Here is a 24,720-nt window from a genome sequence, read left to right on the forward strand (position 1 = left end):
ATTTTTCTGAGCGGTGACAGAAGAGTTTTTCAGGCGTGCGCGGGCAGGCTTTTGCGGTATTGTCAGGTTCAAGCGATGCATTTTCTTGCGGTGCCGAAGTTGTTCGATGCACTGCAATAACGAATGCATTCAAAATCCAGCCGATCACGCGGGCCGGACGCTTCCGGATCGCGGGGTCGGCCTGCATCGTTTCGGGTGGAACGGCGAGGGGCGGGCTCAACCGCGCCGCCGGGCCGGAAGACGCGGAGGAATGCGGTTTTCATGAAGAAGAACAAGGTCATCACGGCGGAAGAGGCGATCGCGCTGATCCGCGAGAACGACGTCGTGACCACCACGGGCTTCGTCCAAAGCTGCATCCCGGAGGCCCTGCACGCCGCGCTGGAGAAGCGCTTCGTCGAGACGGGTTCGCCGCGGGGCCTCACCCTGATCATGACCGCGGGCGCGGGCGACTCGAAGGGGCTCGGCACCGGGCGCCTGGGGCATGACGGCCTGCTGTCGCGGGTCATCGCCGCCAATTTCGGGCGCATGCCCAAGGTCGCGCAGGCGGCGCAAAACAACCTGATCCGCGGCTACAACCTGCCCCAGGGCGTGATCTCGCAGCTCTACCGCGCCTGCGCCGCGGGCCAGCCCGGGCTCTTCTCGAAGGTCGGCCTCAAGACCTACGTCGATCCGCGCCACGGCGGCGCCAAGGTCAACGAGCTGACGACGGAGGACATCGTCAAGCTCGTCGAGGTCGATGGCGAGGAGTGGCTGTTCTACACCGCCACTAAGATCGACGTGGCCTTCATCCGCGCCACCTCGTCCGATCCGTCGGGCAACCTCTCGTTCGAGAAGGAGGCGCTGACGCTCGACTGCCTCGCCCAGGCGATGGCGGCGCGCAACAACGGTGGCATCGTCATCGCCCAGGTCGAGCGCATCGTCGATGACGGCTACCTGCTGCCCAAGGACGTGCGGGTGCCCGGCATCCTCGTCGATTGCGTGGTGCTGGCCGAGCCCGAGATGCACCGCATGAACTACGGCGTGATGTACGACGCCGCGCTCGCGGGCGAGATCCGCGTCCCCGTCACCGGCATCAAGCGGATGCCGCTCAACGAGCGCAAGATCATCGCCCGGCGTGCCGCCTTCGAGCTGCCGCCGAACGGCGTGGTCAACCTCGGCGTCGGCGCGCCGGAGGGCATCTCGTCGGTGGCGAACGAGGAGAAGATCACCCCCTACATCACGCTGACGACGGAGGCCGGCGCGGTCGGCGGCGTGCTGGCCTCGGGGTCGAGCTTCGGCGCGGCGACGAATGCCGACTGCATCATCGACCAGAACCAGATGTTCGACTTCTACGACGGCGGCGGCCTCGACATGACCTGCCTCGGCATGGCCGAGTGCGACGAGGCCGGCAACGTCAACACCTCGAAGTTCGGCGGCAAGCTCAACGGCTGCGGCGGCTTCATCAACATCTCGCAGAACGCCCGCTCGGTCGTCTTCGCCGGCACCTTCACCGCGGGCGGCCTGGAGATCGCCGTGCAGGACGGCGTCGTGAAGATCGTCAAGGAGGGCAAGGCCCGCAAGTTCGTCACCGCGGTCCAGCAGAACACCTTCTCAGGCCCCTACGCGGTCGAGCGCTCGCAGCCGGTAATCTACGTGACCGAGCGCTGCGTGTTCCAGCTCACCCGGGAGGGGTTGGAACTGATCGAGGTGGCGCCCGGCATCGACGTCGAGCGCGACATCCTCGCCCACATGGATTTCGCCCCGATCGTGCGGAACCCCGTACCGATGGACGCGCGCATCTTCCGCGAAGATCCGATGGAGCTGCTCTCGGACCTGCTCAACCTCGATCTGAAGTCGCGCGTCAGCCTGGACGCCGAGCGCAACATCCTCTTCATCAACCTGGAGGGCTGGTACTGCCGGGTGAAGAGCGACATGGACGAGCTTCGCATGACCATCGTCGAGGCGTGCCGCAAGGCCGGCCAGCGCGTCAACGCGGTGATCAACCACGACGGCTTCCGCCTCAACGAGAACCTCTACGACGACTACGCCGGGATGATCCAATACCTCCAGGCGAACTACTACGCGACGACGACCCGCTACGCGACCAGCGCCTTCCTGCGCCTGAAGATGGAGGAGGCCCTGACCAAGCGCGGCGTCGCTCCCCACGTGTTCGAGCGCAAGGAGGAGGCCCAGGCCTTCGTCGGCACGACCGAGGACAAGCGCGCCCGCAAGAAGATCTCGCCCGCGGTCGCCTCGGCGGCCTGACCGCGGTTCTCGCGATGGCCACCAATATGTTGCATGGCATCGCCGGGATCGAAGATTACTGGGAGCGCAAGACGATGCGCTCCCAAAAGCCCGCGCCGAGCCAAATGGCCGACCGCATCCTGCTCGACCTGCTCGGGCTCGGCATCGAGCAGGCGTACCGGCATCTCGGGCAGACGCGGCCCGATTTCGATGCCTTCGCGGATTGGGTGGTGGCCACCGCCGGTCCGCCCAACTCCGAAAAGATCGCGCGCTACAACGCGTGGGTCGCCGGTGATCCGGTGCCGGAAGCCACCGCGCGGGCGCTGGCCGCGATCGACGCGATGGTGCCGGTCCTTGAGGCCGACGACCTCGCGCAGTGGGAGCGGCTCGGCTACGTGGTGCTGCGCCGGGCGATCGAGCCGGACGAGGCCGCCGCGGCCGAGGCGCTGCTGTGGCGCCTGCTCGACGCGCGCGCCGACGATCCGTCCGGTTGGTACGGCCCGCGCACCAACGGCATCATGATCCAGCACTTCCAGGACCCGGCTCTGGAGGTGGCGCGGCGCTCGCCCCGCATCCACAAGGCCTTCGCCCAGCTCTACGGCACCAGCGACCTGTGGTCCTCGACCGACCGCATGGGCTTCAACCCGCCCGAGCACGAGGGCTACCGCTTCCCCGGCCCGCACCTGCATTGGGACATGAGCCTCGCCTCCCCGCGCCCGCTCTCGACCGGCGGCATCCTGTATCTCACCGACACCGACGCGAACCAGGGCGCGCTGCAGGTGGTGCCGGGCTTCCACCACCGGCTCGACGGCTGGCTCGCCGAGATCGGCGACGCCGACCCGCGGAGGATCGACCTCAGCGCCGAGGCGGTGCCGATTCCGGCCCGTGCCGGCGACCTCGTGATCTGGCGCCACGAACTGCCGCACGGGGCGAGCCCCAACACCGCGGACCGCCCGCGCATGGTCCAGTACGTGAATCGCTACAGACCGGACGAGATCGAGCAACGCGTCTGGCTCTAAAGTCCTCTCTTGTGGGAGGGGCTGCCTTCAGGGCCAGCCTCGTCGTTTCGGATGGAATGCCCACGACACCGCAAGGTGCACGCTCTGCCGCCGAAATCCGGTTCTGCTTGTCGGGTGCTGTAAATATAGTTCCCTGCTGTGACGGTGCATTGAGTCTTTCACGAAAGTTCTCGGATCTACCCCTCTGGCTTTGCAGTTTGTTAAGGCTGGGCGTCGATTCGTCAGTGGATTGAAGACGGATTCATCCCATGACGATGACGCTCAAACGGACTCTCCTCGGCCTGTTCACGCTCATGCTGCTCCTGGCCGCGGGGCAGGGCACGCTCGCCCTAATGAAGCTCGACGCGATCGGCACGCGGACGGCGAGCCTGCTCGACAACACCATCCCGTCGATCAACGAGGCTCACGCCATCAACGCCCTGGTGATCCGGACACGGCTCTGGCAGTTCCGCTACGTGGCGGCCGAGAATGCGGCCGCACGCACGGAAAGCATCGAGAAGGTCGAGAGCTTCGCACGCGCGCGCAACGCCAAGATCGAAGAGTACCGCGCGCTCGTATCCTCGCCGGAGGAGCGTCGGATCTACGACAATCTGCGGGCCAATCTGGAACTGCTCAAGCCTACCTGGGAAAGGCTCCGCTCCATTCCGCCGGAACGCCAGGACGAGGTGCTCACCTTTTTCCGCGGTCAAATGGCCACGCATTACTTCGCTGTCTCCGACGCGGCGCAGGCGCTCGTCGGTGTCAACCTGGCCGCGAGCAAGACGATCGACGCCGCCCTCCGGGCCGAGCAGAGCACGGCCGTTCAGGTCACGCTGATCGCACTCTGCGTCACGACCCTGACCGCGATCGGCGCAATGATCTTCTCCTTCCTCGGCGTCTCGCGCCCGATCGAGCGGATGACGGACGCGATGCGGCGCCTCGCCGGCGGCGACGCCGAAGCGCCGATTCCCTTCGCCCGGCGCCGCGACGAGATCGGCGCGATGGCCGGGGCGGTGCAGGTGTTCAAGGACAACCTGATCCGCACCCGTCAGCTGGAAGAGGAGACCGCGCTCGCCCGCGCCTCGGCGGAAGAGCAGCGCAAGGCCGGGATGCGCCAGATGGCCGACGGCTTCGAGCACGCCGTGGGCGGCATCCTCGCCACCGTCACCGCCGCCGCGACCGAGCTTCAGACGACGGCGCAGAGCATGACGGCCATCGCCTCGGAAACGGCCGGTCGCTCCACCGCGGTCGCGGCGGCGGCCGAACAGGCGGCCGGCAATGTCGGCATGGTCGCCGCCGCCAGCGAGGAACTCGGTTCCTCGGTGAGCGAGATCGGCCGGCAGGTCGCGGGCTCGGCCGAACTCGCCGGAATCGCCGCCGGCGAGGCGGGGCAGACCGTCTCCCTGGTGCGCGACCTCTCCGAGGCGGCCTCGCGCATCGGCGACGTGGTGGCGCTGATCTCGACCATCGCCGGCCAGACCAACCTCCTCGCGCTGAACGCCACCATCGAGGCGGCGCGAGCCGGCGAGGCGGGCCGCGGCTTCGCGGTCGTGGCGGCGGAAGTGAAGGAACTCGCCAACCAGACGGCGCGGGCCACCGACGAGATCTCGGCGCAGATCGCCCGGATCCAGGCGGCGACCGGCGGGGCGGTCACGGCGATCGACGGGATCGCGGGCCGCATCCGCGAGATCAGCGGCGTCGCCACCGGCATCGCGGCGGCGGTGGAGGAGCAGGGCGCGGCGACGCAAGAGATCGTGCGCAACGTGGCGCAGGCCTCCGCCGGCACGTCCGAGGTGACCGGCAACGTCGCGGGCGTCGCTCAGGCGGCGGAGGAGACGGGGGCGGCGGCCTCCCAGGTCCTGGGGGCGGCCTCCGAGCTGGCGCAGCAGGCCGACAGCCTGAGCACGGAGATGTCCCGCTTCCTCGCCACGGTGCGGGCCGCGTAGAGCCGCGCGAAGACGCGGAGACTGACCCGGTGCCGACGGTCGGACGCCGTCGGCATAGACAGGCGTGATCCAATCGATGTCGGGCGGGAATGGCAAGGCGAAGCCGGGATGCGGATCGACCCGCATCCCGGCTTCGCCTTGCCATTCCCGCCCGCCTCTGCTAACGCCCCGGCCCATTCCACACGCGGAGTGGCCTCATGCCTGAATGAGGCGTTTCCGGTGGCCGGCACTCAGCCGGCTGCACCCTCCGCGGCGGTATAACCGGAGAGTACAAAGATCATGGCCGTCGATTTCTCTATGCGCCAGCTCCTCGAGGCCGGCGCCCATTTCGGGCACCAGTCGCACCGCTGGAACCCGAAGATGCAGCCCTACATCTTCGGCACCCGCAACAACATCCACATCATCGACCTCGCCCAGACCGTGCCGGCGCTCCACGCCGCGCTGCAGGCGGTGAGCGACACCGTCGCCCGCGGCGGTCGCGTGCTGTTCGTCGGCACCAAGCGCCAGGCGGCCGATTCGATCGCGGAAGCCGCCAAGCGTTCGGCCCAGTACTACGTCAACTCCCGCTGGCTCGGCGGCATGCTGACCAACTGGAAGACCATCTCCGGCTCGATCGCCCGCCTGCGCAAGGTCGACGAGACGCTCGAGGGCGGGGCCGTCGGCCTCACCAAGAAGGAGCGCCTCATGCTGACGCGTGAGAAGGACAAGCTCGAGAAGGCGCTCGGCGGCATCAAGGACATGGGCGGCGTGCCCGACCTGCTGTTCGTGATCGACACGAACAAGGAGCAGCTCGCGATCAAGGAGGCCCAGCGCCTCGGCATCCCGGTCGCCGCCATCGTCGACACGAACTGCAACCCGGACGGCATCTCCTACATCGTCCCGGCCAACGACGACGCCGGCCGCGCCATCGCGCTCTACTGCGACCTGATCGCCCGCGCGGCGATCGAGGGCATCGGCCGCGGCCAGGGTGCGCTCGGCATCGATGTCGGCGCCTCCGAGGAGCCGACCGCCGAGGAGCTGCCCCCGGCCAACGACGATGTCGCGGCCTCCGTCGCTTCCGACGCGATCGCCCCGGCCGATGTCGCCGCGCTCGCCGAGTCGACCGAGCATTTCGAGCAGCTCGCAGCCCCCCGCGGCGCGCCCGACGACCTGACCAAGCTCAACGGCGTCGGCCCGCAGCTCGTGCAGAAGCTCAACGACGCCGGTGTATGGCACTACTGGCAGATCGCCGCCATGCAGCCCGAGGACGTGGCCAAGCTCGACGCCGACCTGAAGCTCAACGGCCGCATCGAGCGCGACGGCTGGATCGCCCAGTCCCGCGGCTTCGTCGAGGCCGCTGCGGCCTAAGTCGACCGTATTTTCGCCGCCGGGGCGTTCCGGCGGCGGCACCGTCATACCCCTGCAAAGCCCGGTGCTTTCAAAGAGCGCCGGGCTCACTCACTTCCAGACCTCAAGAGGATCGCCATGGCCAACATCACCGCCGCACTCGTGAAGGAGCTTCGCGAAAAGACCGGCGCCGGCATGATGGATTGCAAGGGCGCGCTCAACGAGACGAACGGCGACCTCGAGGCCGCCGTCGATTGGCTGCGTAAGAAGGGTCTGGCCAAGGCCGCCAAGAAGGCCGGCCGCGTCGCCGCCGAGGGCCTCGTCGCCGTCGAGTCCGCCGGCCGCCATGCCGCGATCGTCGAGGTGAACTCCGAGACCGACTTCGTCGCCCGCAACGACGCCTTCCAGTCCTTCGCCCGCGAGGCCGCCAAGCTCGCGCTGAACACCGACGGCACGCTCGAAGGCCTCCAGGCCGCGACCTTCCCCGGCTCGTCCGAGACGGTTCAGGAGAAGCTCTCGAACCTGATCGCCACCATCGGCGAGAACATGACGCTGCGCCGCGTCGCCAAGCTGGAAGTCGCCCAGGGCGTGATCGCCTCCTACGTCCACGGCCAGATCAGCGAAGGCCTCGGCAAGATCGGCGTGCTCGTCGCGCTCGAGTCCGAGGGCGACGTCGAGGTCCTCTCCACCCTCGGCCGCCAGATCGCCATGCACATCGCAGCGACCAACCCGGTCGCGCTCGACGCCTCGGGTATCGATCCGGCCGTGGTCGAGCGCGAGTCGAACATCCTGCGCGAGAAGAACGCCGGCAAGCCGGACCACGTGATGGCCAAGATCGTCGAGAGCGGCCTGAAGAGCTACTACAAGGAGGTCACCCTCCTGGAGCAGCCCTTCGTCCACGACGGCTCCAAGACCATCTCGCAGGTGCTCAAGGAAGCCGCGGGCAAGGCCGGCGGCGAGGTCAAGCTCACAGGCTTCGTGCGCTACGCGCTCGGCGAGGGCATCGAGAAGGAAGAGGCCCCGGACTTCGCGGCCGAAGTCGCGAGCATGTCGCGGTAATTTTCAACCGCGCGACCGGCAGGCCGGTCGGTTGGAGGTCAAGTCATGCCAGGGGCGGCGGCAGCGATGCCGCCGCCCCTCGACGTTTAGGTCCCCGTCTTGCTAGAAGCCGGCGCCAGCAGCCAAGCCGACGAGGATCCGATGCCGGAGACGACGCCCTACCGCCGTGTCCTGGTCAAACTCTCGGGCGAGGCGCTCGCCGCCCCCGACGGGTTCTGGCTCCATCCGCCGATGCTGGCGTCCCTGGCCGAGGACATCGCCGCCACGGTCGCCCAGGGCATCGAGATCGCCATCGTGGTCGGCGGCGGCAACCTCATCCGCGGGGCGCGCATCTCCCAGGCCGGCTGGATCGACCGGGCGACCGGCGATTCGCTCGGCATGATGGCGACCGTGATGAACTCGCTCGCCATCGAGACCGCGCTCAACGCCGCCGGCGTTCAGGCGCGCACGATGTCGGCGGTGTCGATGCCGACGATCTGCGAGACCTATGCGCGCCAGCCGGCGCTGCACCATCTCGACAAGGGGCAGGTCGTGGTGCTCGCGGGCGGCACCGGCAACCCATACTTCACCACCGATACGGCCGCCGTCCTGCGCGCGGCGGAACTGCGCTGCGACGCGGTGCTGAAAGCCACGCAGGTGGACGGCGTCTACTCGGCGGACCCGAAGCGCGATCCGGAGGCGATCCGCTACGACACGATCACCCACGACGAGGCCATCGCCCGCGACCTCAAGGTGATGGACACCGCGGCCTTCGCGCTCGCCCGCGAGAGTCGGCTGACCATCGTGGTCGGCTCGGTCCACGCGCCGAGTTCGGTCACCGCGATTCTGACCGGCCAATCGGTCTCGACCCGCGTGGTGCCGTAGGCGAAACGCCGCGCCACGCTATTTGCGGCTCCACGGTTTTTCGTTCATGTAGCGCCACCGCGACGGAGGCTTCGCGCCTTCGCGCCGATCTGCCACCCGAACGCGTCGGGATTTTCAAAACCATGGCCACACTGGATTTCGATCTCGGCGACATCAAGCGCCGCATGCAGGGCGCCATCGCCTCGCTCAGCAAGGATCTCGGCTCGCTGCGCACCGGGCGGGCGACGCCGAGCCTGGTCGAGCCGATCAACGTCGAGGCCTACGGATCGATGATGCCGATGGCCGGCGTCGCCACCGTCAGCGTGCCCGAGCCGCGCCTGCTCTCGATCTCGGTGTGGGACCGCTCGATGGTCACCGCCGTCGAGAAGGCGATCCGCGAATCCGATCTCGGCCTCAACCCGATGACGGAGGGCCAGACCATCCGTCTGCGCATCCCCGAGATGAACGAGCAGCGCCGCAAGGAGATGGTCAAGGTCGCCCACAAATATGCCGAGGAGGCCCGCGTCGCCGTGCGCCACGTGCGCCGCGACGGGCTCGACATCCTCAAGAAGCTGGAGAAGGACGGCGCCATCAGCCAGGACGACGAGAAGCGTCAGGCCGGCGACGTGCAGAAGGCCACCGACGACGCGATCAGTGAGGTCGATCAGGTGCTGGCCTCGAAGGAAAAAGAGATCATGCAGGTCTAAGAGCCTGTCTGATCGATTGTAAGGGGTTCCCAAAGGGCAAGCCCTTTGGCGGGGTCTCGGGGCGGAGCCCTGAGGATGGCTTCGCCGACCAGGGCTCCGCCCTGGACCCGCGAAAGGACTTGTCCTTTCGAAACCATGATTGTTCGGCCTGACGGGGAGAGGCGAGAGTGGTTCGCTCGGAAGGCGCGCGGCAGATCGGGGAGGCCGCAGACGCCGCCCCCGACGGGACGGCGCGTCCGGCTCCCCGCCACGTCGCCATCATCATGGACGGCAACGGGCGCTGGGCCGCCCGCAAAGGGCTGCCCCGGTTCGAGGGCCATCGCCGCGGCGTCGAGGCGGTGCGCCGCGCGGTGCGCTCGGCGATCGAACTCGGCGTGGCCTACCTCACCGTCTACAGCTTCTCTTCCGAGAACTGGCGCCGCCCGCCGACCGAGGTCATGGAGTTGATGGGCCTGCTGCGCCTGTTCGTGCGCGGCGATCTGGCCGACCTCCACGCCAACAACGTGCGCGTCCGGGTGATCGGCGAGCGCCAGAGCCTTTCCGCCGACATCGCCGCGCTCCTCGACGAGGCCGAGGCGCGCACCCGCGACAACACCGGCCTGACGCTGGTCGTCGCCTTCAATTACGGCGGTCGCCAGGAGATCCTGAACGCGGTCCGGCGGATCGCCGTCTCGGTCGCCGAGGGTCGGCTGCGGCCGGAGGAGATCGACCTACCGACGATCGCGGGCGCCCTCGACACCGCCGGCATCCCCGATCCCGACCTCGTGATCCGCACCTCCGGCGAGCAGCGCCTGTCGAACTTCCTGACGTGGCAGACGGCCTATGCCGAGTACGTGATCGAGCCGGGCTTCTGGCCCGACTTCGACCACGCCGCCTTCGTCGCGGCGCTCGCCGAGTACCATCGCCGCGACCGCCGCTTCGGCGGCCTCGGGACCGCGGCCCGCTGATGGCGGAATCCCCCCCCGTGCGGGCGGCGCGCTCGCCCTTCGCCACCCGCGAGTTCCGGCTGCGCACGATCTCGGCCCTCGTGCTCGGCACCGCGGTGATCGGCACGCTTTTCATCGGCGGTTGGGCGTTTGCCCTGGTCTGGCTCATCGCCGGCACCGTCGGCGCCGCCGAGTGGCTGGCCATGACCCGCTCGGAGCCGCTGCTGCCGCTGCTCGGCGTCACCGGGGCGACGCTCGCGGGCCTCGCCGCCGCCGCGCTCCTCGGCGCGCCGGGCCTGATCTTCCTCCTCGTTCTCATCGCCGGCTGCGTCGGCCTCGTCGTGCTCGGGCGCGGCATCACCCGGCGCAAGGCGGTGTGCGGCCTGCTCGGCGGCGCGGTCGTCGCCCTGGTGCCGACGCTGCTGCGGATCGATCCCGCCATCGGCCTCGTCGGCCCGGCCTGGATGTTCGCCGTGGTCTGGTCCACCGACATCCTGGCCTACGTCACCGGCCGCCTCGTCGGCGGGCCGAAGCTGATGCCGCGGGTGAGCCCCAACAAGACGTGGTCCGGGGCGCTCGGCGGGCTGACCGCGGGCATCGTCGCCGGCACCGTGACGGCTTCCATCGCCCGAAACCACGGCTGGGACGCGCTGCCCGCCGTCTCGCTGCCCGTGGTCGCCCTCTTCAGCGGGATCGCCTCGGTGCTCAGCCAAGGCGGCGACCTCGTCGAATCCTCGCTCAAGCGGCGCTACGGCGTGAAGGATTCCGGCCGCTCGATCCCCGGCCATGGCGGCGTCATGGACCGGCTCGACGGCTTCTTCGCCGTGGCGTTGCTCGCCGGCCTCTGCCTCGCCGTGCTGCGGCTCACCGCCTGATCGCCGGCCGCCTCTAAGGAATTTTCGCTGTGAGCCTCACCGTCACCGTCCTCGGCGCCACCGGATCGATCGGCCGCTCGACCACCGATCTGCTCGCCCAGCATGCCGGCCGCTTCCGCGTCGGCGCGCTGGTCGGCGGCAAGGATGCGGCGGCTTTGGCGAAACTCGCCCTGGAGATGCGGCCGGACTTCGCCGCGCTTGCCGACGAGAGCGCCGGCCCGGCGCTCGCCGAGGCGCTGTCGGGCTCCGGCATCCCGAACGGGGCGGGCGAGGGCGCGGTGCTGGAGGCGGTCGCCCGCGAGGCCGACATCGTCGTCGCCGCGGTGAGCGGGGCGGCGGGCCTCAAGCCCACCCACGCGGCGCTCCGGCTCGGGCGCACCATCGCGCTCGCCAACAAGGAGAGCCTCGTCTGCGCCGGCGACGCCTTCATGCGCGACGCCGCCCGCTACGGCGCCAGGATCCTGCCGGTCGATTCCGAGCACAACGCGCTGGCCCAGGCGATGGGCGACGGGCGCGTGTCCGACATCGCCAAGATGACGCTGACGGCGTCGGGCGGCCCGTTCCGCACCTGGGCGCGCGAGCGCATCGCCGCCGCGAGCCCGACGGAGGCCGCCGCCCATCCGACGTGGTCGATGGGCATGAAGATCAACATCGATTCCGCCTCGCTGATGAACAAGGGGCTGGAACTGATCGAGGCCCACCACCTCTTCGCCATCGAGGCGGCCCGGCTCGACGTGATCGTCCATCCGCAATCGATCGTGCATGGGCTGATCGCGTGGCGCGACGGCGCGGTCACGGCCGGGCTCGCCATGCCGGACATGCGCGTGCCGATCGCCCATTGCCTCGGCCTCGGCGACCGGCTGGAGATCGCCCGCGGGCGCACCCTCGATCTCGCCGCTACCGGCAGCCTCACCTTCGAGCCCGCCGACGAGGCGCGCTTCCCCTGCCTGCGCGTCGCCCGCGCGGCGCTGCGGGAGGGTGGCGCGGCGCCCACCGTGATGAACGCCGCCAACGAGATCGCGGTCGCCGCCTTCATTCGCGGCGCGATCCCCTTCTACGGCATCGCCGAGCTGGTCGAGCGGGCCTGCGAGCGCTTCGCGCCGGTCTACACCCGCGCCCCCGGGGACGTGGAGGAGGCGCTCGCCATCGACGCCGAGGTGCGGGCCTGGAGCCTGGAAGCCGTGCCGCAGGCGCGCGCCGCCGGTTAACCCTGGCGCAGGCTTGACGGGGACCGGGCAGGCGGGCGCGAATCGAAATAGCCGAAAGGTCTCGCGCCGGGCCGCGCGGCGTGCGACGATCCGCGACTTGCGGCTCGGGGGGCCGCCCTGTCAGGGCGGAGACGAGACGATCGCGGCCAAAAGGGTGCCGGAATGGATTTCCTCAGCAGCATGGGCGGCAACGCGGCCGGTTTCTTCGGCGCGGTGATCCCGTTCCTGTTCGTGCTGACCATCGTGGTCTTCGTCCACGAGATGGGGCACTTCCTCGTCGGCCGCTGGTGCGGCGTCGGCGTCAACGCCTTCTCGATCGGCTTCGGGCCGGAACTCGTCGGCTTCAACGACCGGCGCGGCACCCGCTGGAAGCTCTGCGCCATCCCGCTCGGCGGCTACGTCAAGTTCGTCGGCGACGCCAACGGCGCCAGCGTGCCCGATCCCGAGGCCGTTGCCCGGATGAGCCCACGCGAGCGCGCGGTCAGCTTCCCGACCCAGCCGGTGGCCAAGCGCGCCGCGATCGTGGCTGCGGGCCCCATCGCCAACTTCATCCTGGCGATCGCGGTGTTCGCGGGCGCGATCTACCTCAACGGCCGCTACGAGACGCCGGCCCGCGTCGAGGCGGTGCAGGCGGGCAGCGCCGCCGAGCGCGCCGGCTTCCAGCCCGGCGACGTGATCCGCTCCATCGACGGCCAGTCCATCGCGACCTTCGGCGAGATGCAGCGCGTCGTCTCCGGCGCGGCCGGCTCCTCGCTCTCGGTCACGGTCGATCGCGGCGGGCAGGAGACGACGCTAACCGCGGTGCCCGAAAAGATCGAGGACCGCACCCCGTTCGGCCGCCACCGCTTCGGCCGGCTCGGCATCAACGGACCGCGGGGCGACGCGGCCAAGCTCGTGCATTACGGCCCCTACGAGTCGCTCAAGCTCGGCGTCGCCGAGACCTACTTCGTGGTTGAGCGCACCTTCGACTACATCGGCAAGCTGGTGACCGGCCGCGAATCTGCCGACCAGCTCTCCGGGCCGATCGGCATCGCCCGTGTCTCCGGAGAGGTCGCCCGCGTCGGCGGCGTCGGCGGCCTGATCGGGCTGATTGCGCTCCTCTCGGTCTCGATCGGGCTGCTCAACCTGTTCCCGATCCCGCTGCTCGATGGCGGCCACCTCCTATTCTACGCCTTCGAGGTGGTGCGCGGCCGGCCGCTGAGCGAGCGCGCTCAGGAGATCGGATTCCGCATCGGCTTGGCCTTCGTGCTGATGCTGATGCTGTTCGCCGCCTGGAACGACATCCTGAACCTCGGCGCCTCATTCAGCCGCGGAACCTAGCGCCACCGTCTTCGGTGCGCCTGTCAGGCCCGGCCCCTTGGCCGGGCCTTTTTCGTGAATGAAGGCCATGATTCCGATTCGGAGCCATGGTTAACGAGGCCTTGCCGTGGTCCGGTCCCGTTCCGAAAAGCCGTGATCGGGGCCGCATTTACGCCCCATTCACCCTGATCCGCGATCCTGTGGGCAAGTGGCGCGGCGTTAAGTGGCGCGAAGGCCACGACCCCCCAAAATCCCTTAACGGCGGACCTCCCCCGCGTTGCGTCGCAGGGGATTCCCGATACAAGCGTGGCTGGGACCAGAGGGCGGCCTGTCTCAAAAGGACGGCGGCCTGCGGGTGCGAACCCGTGCTGAGATAAAAAGAGACGGGCGATTACATGATGTCGATGACGGGAAAGCGCCGGCGCAAGTCGGCGGAGCAGGCCATCGTTCTGGTCGCCGCCGCCGCCGGTGTGATCCTCGGCGGTGAGGTCGCTCACGCCCAGCAGATCCTCGTTGAAGGCAACAAGCGGGTCGATTCCGGCACGATCCGCTCCTACGTCACCGGCACCGCCTCGGGCTCGCCCGAGGAGGCGCGGCGCAACCTCCTCTCCACCGGCCTCTTCTCCGACGTGCAGGTCTCGGCCCGCGGCGGCACCACCGTGGTGCGGGTGCGCGAGAACAGCATCGTCGGCCGCGTCTTCTTCGAGGGCAACAAGAAGGTCGAGAAGGCGACGCTCGAAGGCATCGTCGAGTCCAAGGAGCGCGGCGCCCTGAGCCAGGCCGTGATCGCGGCCGACGTCGAGCGCATCCGCGACGTGTACAAGCGCTACGGCCGCGGCACCGCCAAGGTCAGCTACCGCCTCGTCGACCTCCCGAACGGCCGCTCCGACGTCGTCTTCACCATCGACGAGGGCGACAAGACCGGCGTCCGCTCGATCAACTTCGTCGGCAACCGAGCCTATTCCGAATCGACCCTGCGCGGGCTGATGACCACCACGCAGATGAACTTCCTGTCGTTCATCAAGACCTCCGACGTCTACGATCCGGATCGCATCGCGGCGGACGTGGAGCTGGTGCGTCGCTACTACCTCAAGAACGGCTACGCCGACTTCCGCGTCGTCAACGCCGACGCCCGCTACGTCGAGACCCCCGAGGATGCCGGCTGGGTCGTCACCGTCACGGTGGACGAGGGCGAGCAGTACACCGTCGGCGCCGTGGCCGTGGACCCGCGCATCCCCGGCGTCGATCGCGAGGCCCTCGACGGCCAGATCCGCGCCCAGGTCGGCGACGTCTACAACGCCGAGGACGTGGAGAAGTCGCTGGTCGGCGTGACCAACGAGGTCAACCGCCAGGGCCATCCCTTCGCCCAGGTCCGCCCGACCGGTCAGCGCGACCCCGCCACCCGCCAGGTCTCCCTCGGCTTCGTGGTCGAGGACGGCCCGCGCGTCTACGTCGAGCGCATCAACATCCGCGGCAACACCCGCACCCGCGACTACGTCATCCGCCGCGAACTCGACCTCACCGAGGGCGACGCCTACAACCGCGTGCTGGTCGATCGCGCCGAGCGCCGCCTCAACGGTCTGGGCTTCTTCAAGAAGGTCCGCTTCTCCAACGAGCCAGGCTCCTCGCCCGACCGCGTGGTCGTGAACATCGATGTCGAGGATCAGCCCACGGGCTCGTTCTCGGTGGCGGGCGGCTACTCCACTCAGGACGGCATCATCGGCGAAGTCTCGGTCTCCGAGTCGAACTTCCTCGGCCGCGGCCAGTACGTCCGCGTCGCCGCCCAGGGCGGCCAGTACGCAAAGGGCTTCGACTTCTCGTTCACCGAGCCGTACTTCCTCGGCTACCGCATGGCGGCCGGCTTCGACGCCTTCTACAAGTACTCGGACCTGACCCGCTACTCGCGCTACGAGACGACCGTCTACGGCGGCCAGCTCCGCGTCGGCCTGCCGATCACCGAGGATTTCGGCGTCACCTTCCGCTACTCGCTCTACAACACCGAGCTGACGATCCCGAACACGGCCAAGCGGCCCTACAACGACTGCTCGAATGCGATCCCCGGGGTCACCAACACGACGCAGCCGGCGACGATCCTCGGCCCGAACGGCAACCAGATACCCAACCCCTATGCGGGCACGGGACTGCCGGTCTATCCGGATTGCGCCTATAACGGCGAGGCGTCGATCGCCCTCAAGGGCTCGCGTGGCCAGACCCTGACCTCGCTCGCGGGCGTGACGCTGGCCTACTCGACGCTCGACAACCTGCAGCGACCGACCAACGGCTTCTACGGCGAGCTGAAGCCCGACGTCGCCGGCATCGGCGGCGACTCGAAGTTCTTCCGCGTGACGGGCGACGCCCGCTACTACAAGGAGCTGTTCTTCGAGGACGTGATCGGCTTCGTCCGCCTCCAGGGCGGTCACATCTCGGCGCTCGACGGCAACCCGCTGCGGATCACCGACCAGTTCTTCCTCGGCCCATCGCTGGTCCGCGGCTTCGCTCCGAACGGCCTCGGTCCGCGCGACGTCGGCAGCGCCGACGCCCGCTCCAACGCCATCGGCGGTACGACTTATGTCGGCGCTACGCTCGAAGTTCAGTTCCCGATCCCCGGCGTCCCGAAGGATCTCGGCATCAAGGGCGCCGTGTTCGCCGACGCCGGTACGCTGTTCGGTTACTCGGGTCGCCGCAACTTCGACGTGAACGGCGATGGCTTCATCAACGGCACGGCCGATCAGCGCGGCGGAACCTGCAACTACAACAGCTTCGGTGCCGGTGCGATCACCGTCGAGCCCGAGTGCGTGAACGTCCGCGACAGCGCCAAGATCCGCTCCTCGGTCGGTGCCTCGATCCTGTGGAACTCGCCGCTGGGCCCGATCCGCTTCGACTACGCCTACGCGCTCTCGAAGGACGAGGGCATCAACAACGGCTTTGGCCGGGTCGGCAAGGACCAGCTCCAGGCGTTCCGGTTCTCCGGCGGCTCGCGCTTCTGATCCCATGACGCGTCGACCCTTCGCGGGTCGGCGCGTTGTCGTCTCATGTCAGACACGCTCTTCATCACGCCGAAAGGCGGCCTGAGCCTCGGCGCCGTCGCCGAGGCTTGCGGCGTTTCCCTGCCCGAGGGCGCCGACCCGGCCCGTCCCGTCACCGGGGCGGCTCCGCTCGAATCGGCGGGACCGTCCGAGATCGCCTACATGGACAACGCCCGCTACGGCGAGGCGCTCTCCGCGACCAAGGCGCTCGCCTGCCTCGTCTCGCCGCGCTTTTCCGCCCGCGTGCCCGAGGGCACCGTGGCGCTCGTGCTGCGCGATCCCTACCGCGCCTATGCCGGCCTGCTCGCGCGCCTCTACGGCGAGGCGATGCGGCCGCGCTCGCTGTTCGCCGCGGACGGCGTCTCGCCCGGCGCCCACGTCCATCCGCAGGCGCGTCTCGAGGACGATGTCCGGATCGATCCCGGCGCGGTGGTCGGGCCCGGTGCCGAGATCGGCTCGGGCTCGGTGATCGGCCCCAACGCGGTGATCGGCCCGAACGTCAGGATCGGGCGCGACTGCTCGATCGGGGCCGGCAGCACGCTGACCCACGCGCTGGTGGGCAACCGCGTCATCGTCCATCCCGGCGCGCGCATCGGCCAGGACGGCTTCGGCTTCGCCATGGGGCCGGGCGGCCATCTCAAGGTACCGCAGATCGGCCGGGTGATCGTTCAGGACGATGTCGAGATCGGTGCCAACACCACGATCGACCGGGGCGCCTCGCGCGACACGGTGATCGGGGAGGGGACCAAGATCGACAACCTCGTGCAGATCGCCCACAATGTGGTCATCGGTCGCCACTGTGTGATCGTGTCGGGCGTCGGCATCTCCGGCTCGACCACGTTGGAGGATTACGTCGTGCTGGGCGGGCAGGTCGGCGTCGTCGGCCACCTGCGCATCGGCATGGGCTCGCAGATCGCCGGCTCTTCCAACGTCAACCGCGACGTGCCGCCGGGCTCGCGCTGGGGCGGCACGCCGGCCAAGCCCGTGCGGGCCTGGTTCCGCGAACTGACGACGCTGGCTCGGCTGGCCGAACGCTCCGGCAGCGATTCCAAAGACGAAAACTAGGGGTTCCCGAAGGACAAGTCCTTCGGCGGGGTACAGGGGCAGCGCCCTGCATAGCGAATTGTTCTGGATGCTCATCCAGCACAATTCGCTATGTCTTTGTGCCGCATCGGCTCTTTCCGAAAACCGGCCGCCACTTTTCGGGCCGATGCTCTATTCGCGCCTGAGCAGCCGATCGACGACGAGATCGGACCAGAACCCCGCGCGAAAATCCCGCTTCAGCGCCTCGGGGTCGTAGCTGTGCTCGACCCAGTCCGAAAAGCTCTGGCCCTGCGGCTCGCCCTCGCGGAGATAGGCGGCGAAGAACGCGTCGAGGATGCCGGTCTTGGCGAAGCGGAAATGGCCGTAGCGCGGCGAGAGCTGGCGCAGGGCCTCCCGCACCGGGCGATCCTCGTGCAGGATCAGGAACAGGGCGGCGGCGAGCCCGGCCCGGTCCGCGCCGGACTTGCAGTGCATCACCGCCGGGTACTCGATGCCGGCGAAGAAGGCCTTGGCGGCCATCAGAGTCTCGCGCGAGGGCGCCTCGCGGGAGCGCAGCACGAACTCGACCAGCCGCAGGCCCTGCCGCTCGCAGGCCTCCCGCTGCAGAGGCCAGGAGCCGTGCTCGCGCCCGCCGCGCAGCGACACCACGGTACGCACGCCCTGGCGCTTGAACCACGCGAGCTGGTGAGGGGTCGGCTGGGCCGAGCGCCAGACGAGGCCGGTGCCGATGCGGTGCCGGTTGAGATAGGCCAGCCGGAACACGCCGTGATCGACGAGCAGCATGTTGGCCCACGCCTTGGCGCGCGAGACCGGCCCGGCGATCGGCTTCTCGAACTTCGCGATGCGCGCCATGCGCCGCGCGTAGCGCGTCTCGGGGGGAAGGAAGCGGTTGAACACGGGACGCGGGGCTGGCCGGAGGGATTGTCCCTCTAACAGCCCAGGATTCAGGCGACAACGCGTATGGGTTCCGACCTTTTGGCCTCAGTCGCCGGCACCCGCCTCCGCGGGCTGAGGCTTTCGCTCCGCTCGACGCCTCGGCAGAGCCGAGGCCCGCTGCGCGCGGCGCTCTTCGCGCCGCGAAACCGCTGTCGCGCTTTCGGACGATGGCCGGGTTCTCCGAACCCCTTACCCCGTTGCCGAACCACGGCCTTTGCCGGCATCATACCGGGTAATTCCCACAGCGGAGCCGGCCATGGCGACGAACACCGTGAGCATCCGTCGAGCCCGCCCCGCGGACGCGGCCGGTCTCGCGGGGGTGTTCGACGCGTCCTGGCGCGAGGCCTATCAGGGGGTGATTCCAGGGGTCGCCCTGGAGCGGTTTCTGGCGCGGCGCGGCGGCACGGCGTGGCGGGCGATGATCGGCGGCGGGCGCGGGCTCGCGGTGGTCGAGTTCGGCGAGCGGATCGCGGGCTACGCCGCCTACGGCCGGGCGCGCGAGCGGACGATGCGGGCCGAGGGCGAGATCGACGAACTCTATATCGCCCCCGAGTTTCAGGGGCTCGGCTTCGGCACGCGCCTGTTCCGGGCAGTGCGCAACGACCTGATCGACCGCGGGCTGACCCGCATCGGCGTCTGGGCGCTGGCGGACAATTCCCGCGCCTGCGCCTTCTACGAGCGGCTCGGCGGCGTGCCGGGGCCTGAGGGGTTCGAGCGAGTCTCGGGCTTCAGCCTGCCGAAGACCGCCTATCTCTTCACCTGAAAGCTCTGGTGCGGCGGCAACACTCGGGGGTTCCTGTCCGATAGGCCGATTTTCTTTCGCGCGCGCGCGCCCTAAGACAGCGAACGGTTGCCGCACTCCGACACGGTCGGGCCGACGCGGCCGGCATCAAGAAAGCAGACGCCATGGACATCAACGCCATCTCGATCGGCAAGACCCCGCCGCACGACGTCAACGTGATCGTCGAGGTTCCGATCGGCGGCGAGCCGATCAAGTACGAGATGGACAAGGAGGCCGGCGCCCTCGTCGTCGATCGCTTCCTGTATACGGCGATGCATTACCCGGGCAATTACGGCTTCATCCCGCACACCCTGTCGGGCGACGGCGACCCGTGCGACGTGCTGGTGGCCAACACCCGCGCCATCGCGCCGGGCGCGATCATCAGCGTGCGCCCCGTCGGCGTGCTGGTGATGGAGGACAATGCCGGCGAGGACGAGAAGATCATCGCCGTCCCCTCGCGCCACCTGACCAAGCGCTACGACCGGATCGAGAACTACACCGACCTGCCCGACATCACGCTGCACCAGATCCAGCACTTCTTCGAGCACTACAAGGATCTGGAGCCGGGCAAGTGGGTCAAGGTCGTCCGCTGGGGCGACAAGGAGGAGGCCCACCGCCTCATCCTCGAGGGCATCGAGCGCGAGAAGGCCAACAAGGCCAAGTGAGTCCAGGTTTCGAAAGGACAAGTCCTTTCGCGGGTCCAGGGCAGAGCCCTGGGAAGACGCCGGGGCTTTGCCCCGGCACCCCACCAAAGGGATGATCCCTTTGGGAACTCGGACTTTTACAATGCTTCGCCGCGGAGCAGGCGGGGGCCTTGGGCTCGCCGGCCCGCGGCTTGGCCGATGAAGAAGTCCTTGAGGCCCGGCAGGCGATCGACAAGGCCGAGGCCGAGGTCGCGGGTGAGGCGCAGGGGCAGGCTGTCGTTCGAGAACAGCCGGTTGAGCCCGTCGGTGGCGGCGGCCATCGCCACCGTATCGAACCGGCGCGCCCGCTCGTAGACCTTCAGCACGTCGTCGCTGCCCGGATCGAGCCCAAGCCGCAGCGCTTCCGTCACGGCCTCCGCCAGGGCCGCTGCCCCGGCGAGCCCAAGGTTGAGCCCCTGGCCCGCGACCGGATGGATCACGTGGGCGGCGTCCCCCAGCAGCGCAAGGCGCTTCCCCCGGAAGCTGCGGGCGATGCCGAAGGCCAGCGGATGCGCCGAGGGGCCGTGCTCCAGGGCGAGCCGGCCGAGTTCCGCCCCGAACCGCCGCTCGATCTCCGCCAGCGTCTCGGCTTCATCCCCGCCCAGCAGCGCCGGCACGTCGGCGCTGCGCTCGGTCCAGACGATCGAGGAGCGGTGGCCGAGGTCGCCACCGGCCCTCAGCGGCAGGATCGCAAAGGGGCCGCTCGGCAGGAAGTGCTCGAAGGCCCGGCCCTCGTGGTCGCGTTCGTGTTGCACCGTCGCGACGATGCCCGATTGCGGATAGGACCAGCCGACCCAACCGATCCCGGCCGCTTCCCGGAGGCTTGAGCGGGCGCCGTCCGCGGCCACCACCAGCGCGACTTTTTCGGAGTTGCCGTCGCCGAACGCGGCGCGGATGCCGCCGGCCTCCGGCACAGCCGCTCGCACGCCCTGCGGCACCAGCCGCACCCCTGCTTCGCGGGCGGCGTCGAGAAGGGCTGCGGCCATCGGCTCGGCCTCGACCATGTGGGCGAAGGGCTCGCCGTCGGCCGTCTCGGTCGCATCGTCGCCGAAGGTGAGGAAGACCGGCCGCACCGGGTCACCGACCCGGCTGTCGCTGATGACCAGGCGGCGCATCGGCTCGGCCGCGGGCGCGATGGCCTCCCACAGCCCCAGCCGCTCCAGCATCCGCCGCGGCCCCGCGGCCACGGCGTAGGCGCGCCCGCGATGGCGGCTCGCGCCCGCGGGCAGGCCGGGATCACAGACTGCCAAGTCGAGGGCCGGGCCGTGCGCCCGCTTCAGCGCCACCGCGAGCGTTAGGCCGGGCAGGCCCGCCCCCGCCACGAGCAGGCTGCGGCTCCCGGAACGGCGACCCATCTCGCCCATCGGCCTCTCCCCTAAGCGATACAGCTCTCCCATGCCCTTGCCGGGCGCCCGCGTCGAGTGATAGCCGCGCCGCGGCCCCTCCTCGTCACCGCTCCGGATTTTTCCATGCCCGATCCCGTCGACGGACTCCTCGCGATCCTCGACCTGGAGCGCCTGGAGACCGACCTGTTTCGCGGGATCTCGCCGCCGATCGGCTGGCCGCGGGTGTTTGGCGGGCAGGTGGTGGCGCAGAGCCTCGTGGCCGCCTCGCGCACGGTGATGTCGGCGCGGGTGCCGCACTCCATGCACGCCTACTTCCTGCTCGGCGGCGATCCGGCGGTGCCGATCGTCTACGAGGTCGAGCGCATCCGCGACGGCGGCAGCTTCACCACGCGCCGCGTCAAGGCGATCCAGAAGGGCCGGGCGATCTTCGCCATGTCAGTCTCGTTCCATGAGGCGGAGGCCGGCTTCGAGCACGCCGCCGAGCGGCCGGACGTGCCGGGCCCCGATGCGCTCGCCGACGCCCGGACGCTCGCGCATGCGGAGGGCAGCATCGTGCCGGCGCCGATGCTGGCCTACTTCACCCAAAGCTGGCCGATCGAGCTGCGCCCGGTCGAGACCGACCGCTACCGCGACCGCACCCCGCGGCCGGGGCGCTACCATGTCTGGATGCGCACGACGAAGCCACTACCGGACGATCCGGCGCTGCACCGCGCCGTGCTCGCCTATGCCTCGGACATGACGCTGCTCGACGCCACGCTGATCCCGCACGGCCGCACCGTGTTCGATTCCGACATCCAGTCGGCGAGCCTCGACCACGCCCTGTGGTTCCACCGCCCGTTCCGGGCCGATGCGTGGCTGCTCTATTCGCAGGACGCGCCTAGTGCGTCCGGGGCCCGCGGATTCGCCCGCGGCACCCTGCACGACGAGGCCGGACATCTGATCGCCTCCGTCGCCCAGGAAGGCCTGATCCGCCAACGCCGCTGAAAACGCCCATCTTGGAGGCGTTTCAAAGTCGGAAGAAGCTTGGCCGCGCAATCCGCATTCAAAACTGCCGCATCGACCATCTATTTGCATAATTTGTGAGCAATGCGTGCTCTGGCTCTGCCTGCCCTGCGCGCGCCTTGCGCTTACCCCTTGGGCAGAAACACGAACTCCAAAATGGTTCCGCTTGGCATGGTCCTTGAATGAGGGCGCCCGATCGCAGGGTCTTCCGACATCTGCGAGCCGTTGGGTCTCGGCCGGTGCGCGGCCGGCATGAATGAACAATCAGGGGGCGCCGCCCATGAAAATCGTGATGGCGATCATCAAGCCGTTCAAGTTGGAGGAGGTCCGCGACGCCCTGACCGGCATCGGGGTCCACGGCCTGACCGTGACCGAGGTCAAGGGCTACGGCCGCCAGAAGGGTCACACCGAGATCTACCGCGGCGCCGAATACGCCGTGAGCTTCCTGCCCAAGCTGAAGATCGAGGTGGCGGTGGCCGCCGACCTCGTCACCAGCGTCATCGACGCCATCGCGGGCGCCGCCCGCACCGGCCAGATCGGCGACGGAAAGATCTTCGTCATGCCGCTGGAGAAGGCGGTCCGCATCCGCACCGGCGAGACCGACGTCGACGCCCTCTGACGCCCCGCTTCGGCGGCCCGTCCGGCTGCCCGGTCACCTCTCGCAACGCTCTCGCAGAACGCGATCAGGAGCTTTCCGTCCCATGAAACTTCGTACCCTTCTCGCGCTCGGTCTGGGAGGGGCCGCCTTCGGCCTCCTCCTCGTCGAGCCGTCGCTGGCCCAGACGCCCGCTCCCGAGGCCGCGCCGGCCGCCGCCGCCGCCGCGCCGGTCCCGAACAAGGGCGACACCGCCTGGATGCTGCTCTCGTCGGTCCTCGTCCTGATGATGACCGTGCCGGGCCTCGCGCTGTTCTACGGCGGCCTCGTCCGCACCAAGAACATGCTCTCGGTGCTGACCCAGGTCTTCGCCATCGCCTCGATCGTCTGCCTCTTGTGGGTCGCCTACGGCTACAGCCTCGCCTTCACCAACGGCGGCGGCCTCAACGACTTCATCGGCGGCTTCGGCAAGGCCTTCCTCAAGGGCGTCGACGCCAACTCGGTGGCCGCGACCTTCTCCAACGGCGTCGTGATCCCCGAATACGTCTACATCTGCTTCCAGATGACGTTCGCGATGATCACCCCCGGCCTCATCGTCGGCGCGTTCGCCGAGCGGATGAAGTTCTCCGCGCTGATCGTGTTCTCCATCCTGTGGGTCACGCTGATCTACTTCCCGATGGCCCACATGGTCTGGTACTGGGGCGGTCCGGACGTGTTCGCCGAGGCCGCGAAGAAGCTCGCCGAAGCCGGTGGCGCCGCCAACGCCGCCGCCCAGGCCGAGTACGACGCGACGCTCGCCGACGCCGGCCTGCTGTTCAAGTGGGGCGCCCTCGACTTCGCCGGCGGCACCGTCGTGCACATCAACGCGGGCATCGCCGGCCTCGTCGGCTGCCTGATGCTCGGCAAGCGCATCGGCTACGGCCGCGACCTGCTCGCCCCGCACTCGCTGACCATGACCACGATCGGCGCCTCGCTGCTGTGGGTGGGCTGGTTCGGCTTCAACGCCGGCTCGAACCTCGAGGCCAACGGCACCACCACGCTCGCCATGATCAACACCTTCGTGGCCACCGCCGCCGCGGCCGTGTCCTGGCTGTTCGTGGAATGGGCCGCCAAGGGCAAGCCGTCGCTGCTCGGCATGCTCTCGGGCGCCATCGCCGGCCTCGTCGCCGTGACGCCGGCCGCGGGCTTCGCCGGCCCGATGGGCTCGATCGTGCTCGGCTTCGTCGCGGGCGGTGCCTGCTTCGTGATGTGCTCGACCGTCAAGAACGCCATCGGCTACGACGACTCCCTCGACGTGTTCGGCGTCCACTGCGTCGGCGGCATCCTCGGTGCGCTCGCCACCGGCATCCTGGTCTCGCCCGATCTCGGCGGCGCCGGCATCCCGGACTACACCACGAAGCCCGGCGAGCTGGTGCTCGGTGCCTACGACATGACCGCCCAGCTCATCACCCAGGCGAAGGCGGTCGGCTTCACCATCCTGTGGTCGGGCCTCGGCTCGGCGATCCTCTACAAGCTCGTTGACCTGACGATCGGCCTGCGCGTCACGCAGGAAGAGGAGCGCGAGGGTCTCGACATCGCCGATCACGGCGAGCGCGCCTACAACTACTGATCCTGCGAACCCCGCCCCGGACCTCGCGTCCGGGGCGGGGCCGCCAACGATCCCTGGAGGGCCCCGGCGCGATGCGTCGGGGCCCTTCGTGATTCGCGATGCATCTTGCCGGTTCGATGGAGGACGGAGAACTCGGTCCGGCGGGCATGAGGTCTCGGTTGGATTGGGCACGACCTCGCCCTGACTGTTGTTCCGGCGGCTGTCACAGATGTGTTCCTTCGGCAACAGTTCCATGGCATCGCCGAAGCTCGGCCGTATTTGCCTACGTTTTAGGCAATTGCCCAAAGC

The 24,720-nt window shown here is 69.1% G+C and carries 20 protein-coding genes; 18 read left to right on the plus strand and 2 right to left on the minus strand.

Going from position 1 to position 24,720, the window contains the following annotated elements:
- Nucleotides 1-261 precede the first annotated feature (261 nt).
- From ASG52_RS20265 to lpxD, 13 genes are all read left to right on the plus strand, one after another.
- Nucleotides 262-2,244, plus strand: a complete 1,983-nt coding sequence (locus ASG52_RS20265; protein WP_056247156.1) for an acyl CoA:acetate/3-ketoacid CoA transferase — start codon at nt 262-264, stop codon at nt 2,242-2,244.
- Between the two features lie 14 nt (nt 2,245-2,258).
- A complete protein-coding gene (locus ASG52_RS20270) occupies nt 2,259-3,242 on the plus strand; it encodes a phytanoyl-CoA dioxygenase family protein (RefSeq protein WP_156384056.1) in 984 nt (327 codons plus the stop codon).
- A 254-nt stretch (nt 3,243-3,496) separates the two neighbouring features.
- The gene (locus ASG52_RS20275) at nt 3,497-5,167 is read left to right on the plus strand and encodes a methyl-accepting chemotaxis protein (RefSeq protein WP_082552673.1); all 1,671 of its coding nucleotides are present in this window, start codon (nt 3,497-3,499) and stop codon (nt 5,165-5,167) included.
- Nucleotides 5,168-5,446: 279 nt separating this feature from the next.
- The gene (locus tag ASG52_RS20280) at nt 5,447-6,514 is read left to right on the plus strand and encodes a 30S ribosomal protein S2 (RefSeq protein WP_056247160.1); all 1,068 of its coding nucleotides are present in this window, start codon (nt 5,447-5,449) and stop codon (nt 6,512-6,514) included.
- A gap of 117 nt (nt 6,515-6,631) precedes the next feature.
- Nucleotides 6,632-7,552 carry a translation elongation factor Ts gene (gene tsf / locus ASG52_RS20285; protein ID WP_056247161.1) on the plus strand — a complete coding sequence of 307 codons (921 nt, stop codon included), beginning with the start codon at nt 6,632-6,634 and terminating at the stop codon, nt 7,550-7,552.
- Between the two features lie 141 nt (nt 7,553-7,693).
- Nucleotides 7,694-8,416 carry a UMP kinase gene (gene pyrH / locus ASG52_RS20290; RefSeq protein WP_056247163.1) on the plus strand — a complete coding sequence of 241 codons (723 nt, stop codon included), beginning with the start codon at nt 7,694-7,696 and terminating at the stop codon, nt 8,414-8,416.
- Between the two features lie 122 nt (nt 8,417-8,538).
- Complete coding sequence (frr, locus tag ASG52_RS20295) at nt 8,539-9,102, plus strand: ribosome recycling factor (protein ID WP_056247165.1); 564 nt, start codon at nt 8,539-8,541, stop codon at nt 9,100-9,102.
- Between the two features lie 167 nt (nt 9,103-9,269).
- Nucleotides 9,270-10,049, plus strand: a complete 780-nt coding sequence (locus ASG52_RS20300) for an isoprenyl transferase (protein ID WP_056247167.1) — start codon at nt 9,270-9,272, stop codon at nt 10,047-10,049.
- Complete coding sequence (locus ASG52_RS20305; RefSeq protein WP_056247168.1) at nt 10,049-10,903, plus strand: phosphatidate cytidylyltransferase; 855 nt, start codon at nt 10,049-10,051, stop codon at nt 10,901-10,903. Before ASG52_RS20300 ends, ASG52_RS20305 begins: the two co-directional genes overlap by 1 nt.
- 29 nt (nt 10,904-10,932) lie before the next feature.
- On the plus strand, nt 10,933-12,111 hold the full coding sequence (gene dxr, locus ASG52_RS20310; RefSeq protein ID WP_056247170.1) for a 1-deoxy-D-xylulose-5-phosphate reductoisomerase: 1,179 nt from the start codon (nt 10,933-10,935) through the stop codon (nt 12,109-12,111).
- Nucleotides 12,112-12,273: 162 nt separating this feature from the next.
- Nucleotides 12,274-13,431 (plus strand): RIP metalloprotease RseP, encoded by a 1,158-nt coding sequence (gene rseP, locus ASG52_RS20315; protein WP_056247172.1) that lies wholly within the window; start codon nt 12,274-12,276, stop codon nt 13,429-13,431.
- A gap of 374 nt (nt 13,432-13,805) precedes the next feature.
- Nucleotides 13,806-16,397 carry an outer membrane protein assembly factor BamA gene (gene bamA, locus ASG52_RS20320; protein ID WP_056247174.1) on the plus strand — a complete coding sequence of 864 codons (2,592 nt, stop codon included), beginning with the start codon at nt 13,806-13,808 and terminating at the stop codon, nt 16,395-16,397.
- 45 nt (nt 16,398-16,442) lie between these two features.
- Nucleotides 16,443-17,501 (plus strand): UDP-3-O-(3-hydroxymyristoyl)glucosamine N-acyltransferase, encoded by a 1,059-nt coding sequence (lpxD, locus tag ASG52_RS20325; protein ID WP_056247176.1) that lies wholly within the window; start codon nt 16,443-16,445, stop codon nt 17,499-17,501.
- Nucleotides 17,502-17,651: 150 nt separating this feature from the next.
- Here the strand turns inward: lpxD and ASG52_RS20330 are convergent, their stop codons facing one another.
- A complete protein-coding gene (locus ASG52_RS20330; RefSeq protein WP_056247177.1) occupies nt 17,652-18,377 on the minus strand; it encodes a fused DSP-PTPase phosphatase/NAD kinase-like protein in 726 nt (241 codons plus the stop codon).
- 295 nt (nt 18,378-18,672) lie between these two features.
- Between ASG52_RS20330 and ASG52_RS20335 the strand changes: the two genes are divergently transcribed.
- Both ASG52_RS20335 and ppa read left to right on the plus strand, forming a co-directional pair.
- Nucleotides 18,673-19,179: a GNAT family N-acetyltransferase gene (locus ASG52_RS20335; RefSeq protein ID WP_056247179.1), complete on the plus strand. Its 507-nt coding sequence runs from the start codon at nt 18,673-18,675 to the stop codon at nt 19,177-19,179.
- A 143-nt stretch (nt 19,180-19,322) separates the two neighbouring features.
- Nucleotides 19,323-19,862: an inorganic diphosphatase gene (gene ppa, locus ASG52_RS20340; RefSeq protein ID WP_056247182.1), complete on the plus strand. Its 540-nt coding sequence runs from the start codon at nt 19,323-19,325 to the stop codon at nt 19,860-19,862.
- Between the two features lie 116 nt (nt 19,863-19,978).
- Here ppa and ASG52_RS20345 read toward each other — a convergent pair whose 3' ends face one another.
- The gene (locus tag ASG52_RS20345) at nt 19,979-21,244 is read right to left on the minus strand and encodes an FAD-dependent monooxygenase (protein WP_056247184.1); all 1,266 of its coding nucleotides are present in this window, start codon (nt 21,242-21,244) and stop codon (nt 19,979-19,981) included.
- Nucleotides 21,245-21,349: 105 nt separating this feature from the next.
- On the opposite strand from ASG52_RS20345, the gene tesB reads away from it, so the two are divergent.
- The 3 genes from tesB (at nt 21,350) to ASG52_RS20360 (ending at nt 24,432) form a co-directional block, all read left to right on the plus strand.
- Complete coding sequence (gene tesB / locus ASG52_RS20350; protein ID WP_056247186.1) at nt 21,350-22,210, plus strand: acyl-CoA thioesterase II; 861 nt, start codon at nt 21,350-21,352, stop codon at nt 22,208-22,210.
- Between the two features lie 298 nt (nt 22,211-22,508).
- The gene (locus ASG52_RS20355; protein ID WP_056247188.1) at nt 22,509-22,847 is read left to right on the plus strand and encodes a P-II family nitrogen regulator; all 339 of its coding nucleotides are present in this window, start codon (nt 22,509-22,511) and stop codon (nt 22,845-22,847) included.
- An 82-nt stretch (nt 22,848-22,929) separates the two neighbouring features.
- On the plus strand, nt 22,930-24,432 hold the full coding sequence (locus ASG52_RS20360; RefSeq protein WP_056247190.1) for an ammonium transporter: 1,503 nt from the start codon (nt 22,930-22,932) through the stop codon (nt 24,430-24,432).
- Nucleotides 24,433-24,720 lie beyond the last annotated feature (288 nt).

Origin of the sequence: Methylobacterium sp. Leaf456 (assembly GCF_001425465.1) — a bacterium.
In the GTDB taxonomy this organism is placed as follows: Bacteria; Pseudomonadota; Alphaproteobacteria; order Rhizobiales; family Beijerinckiaceae; genus Methylobacterium.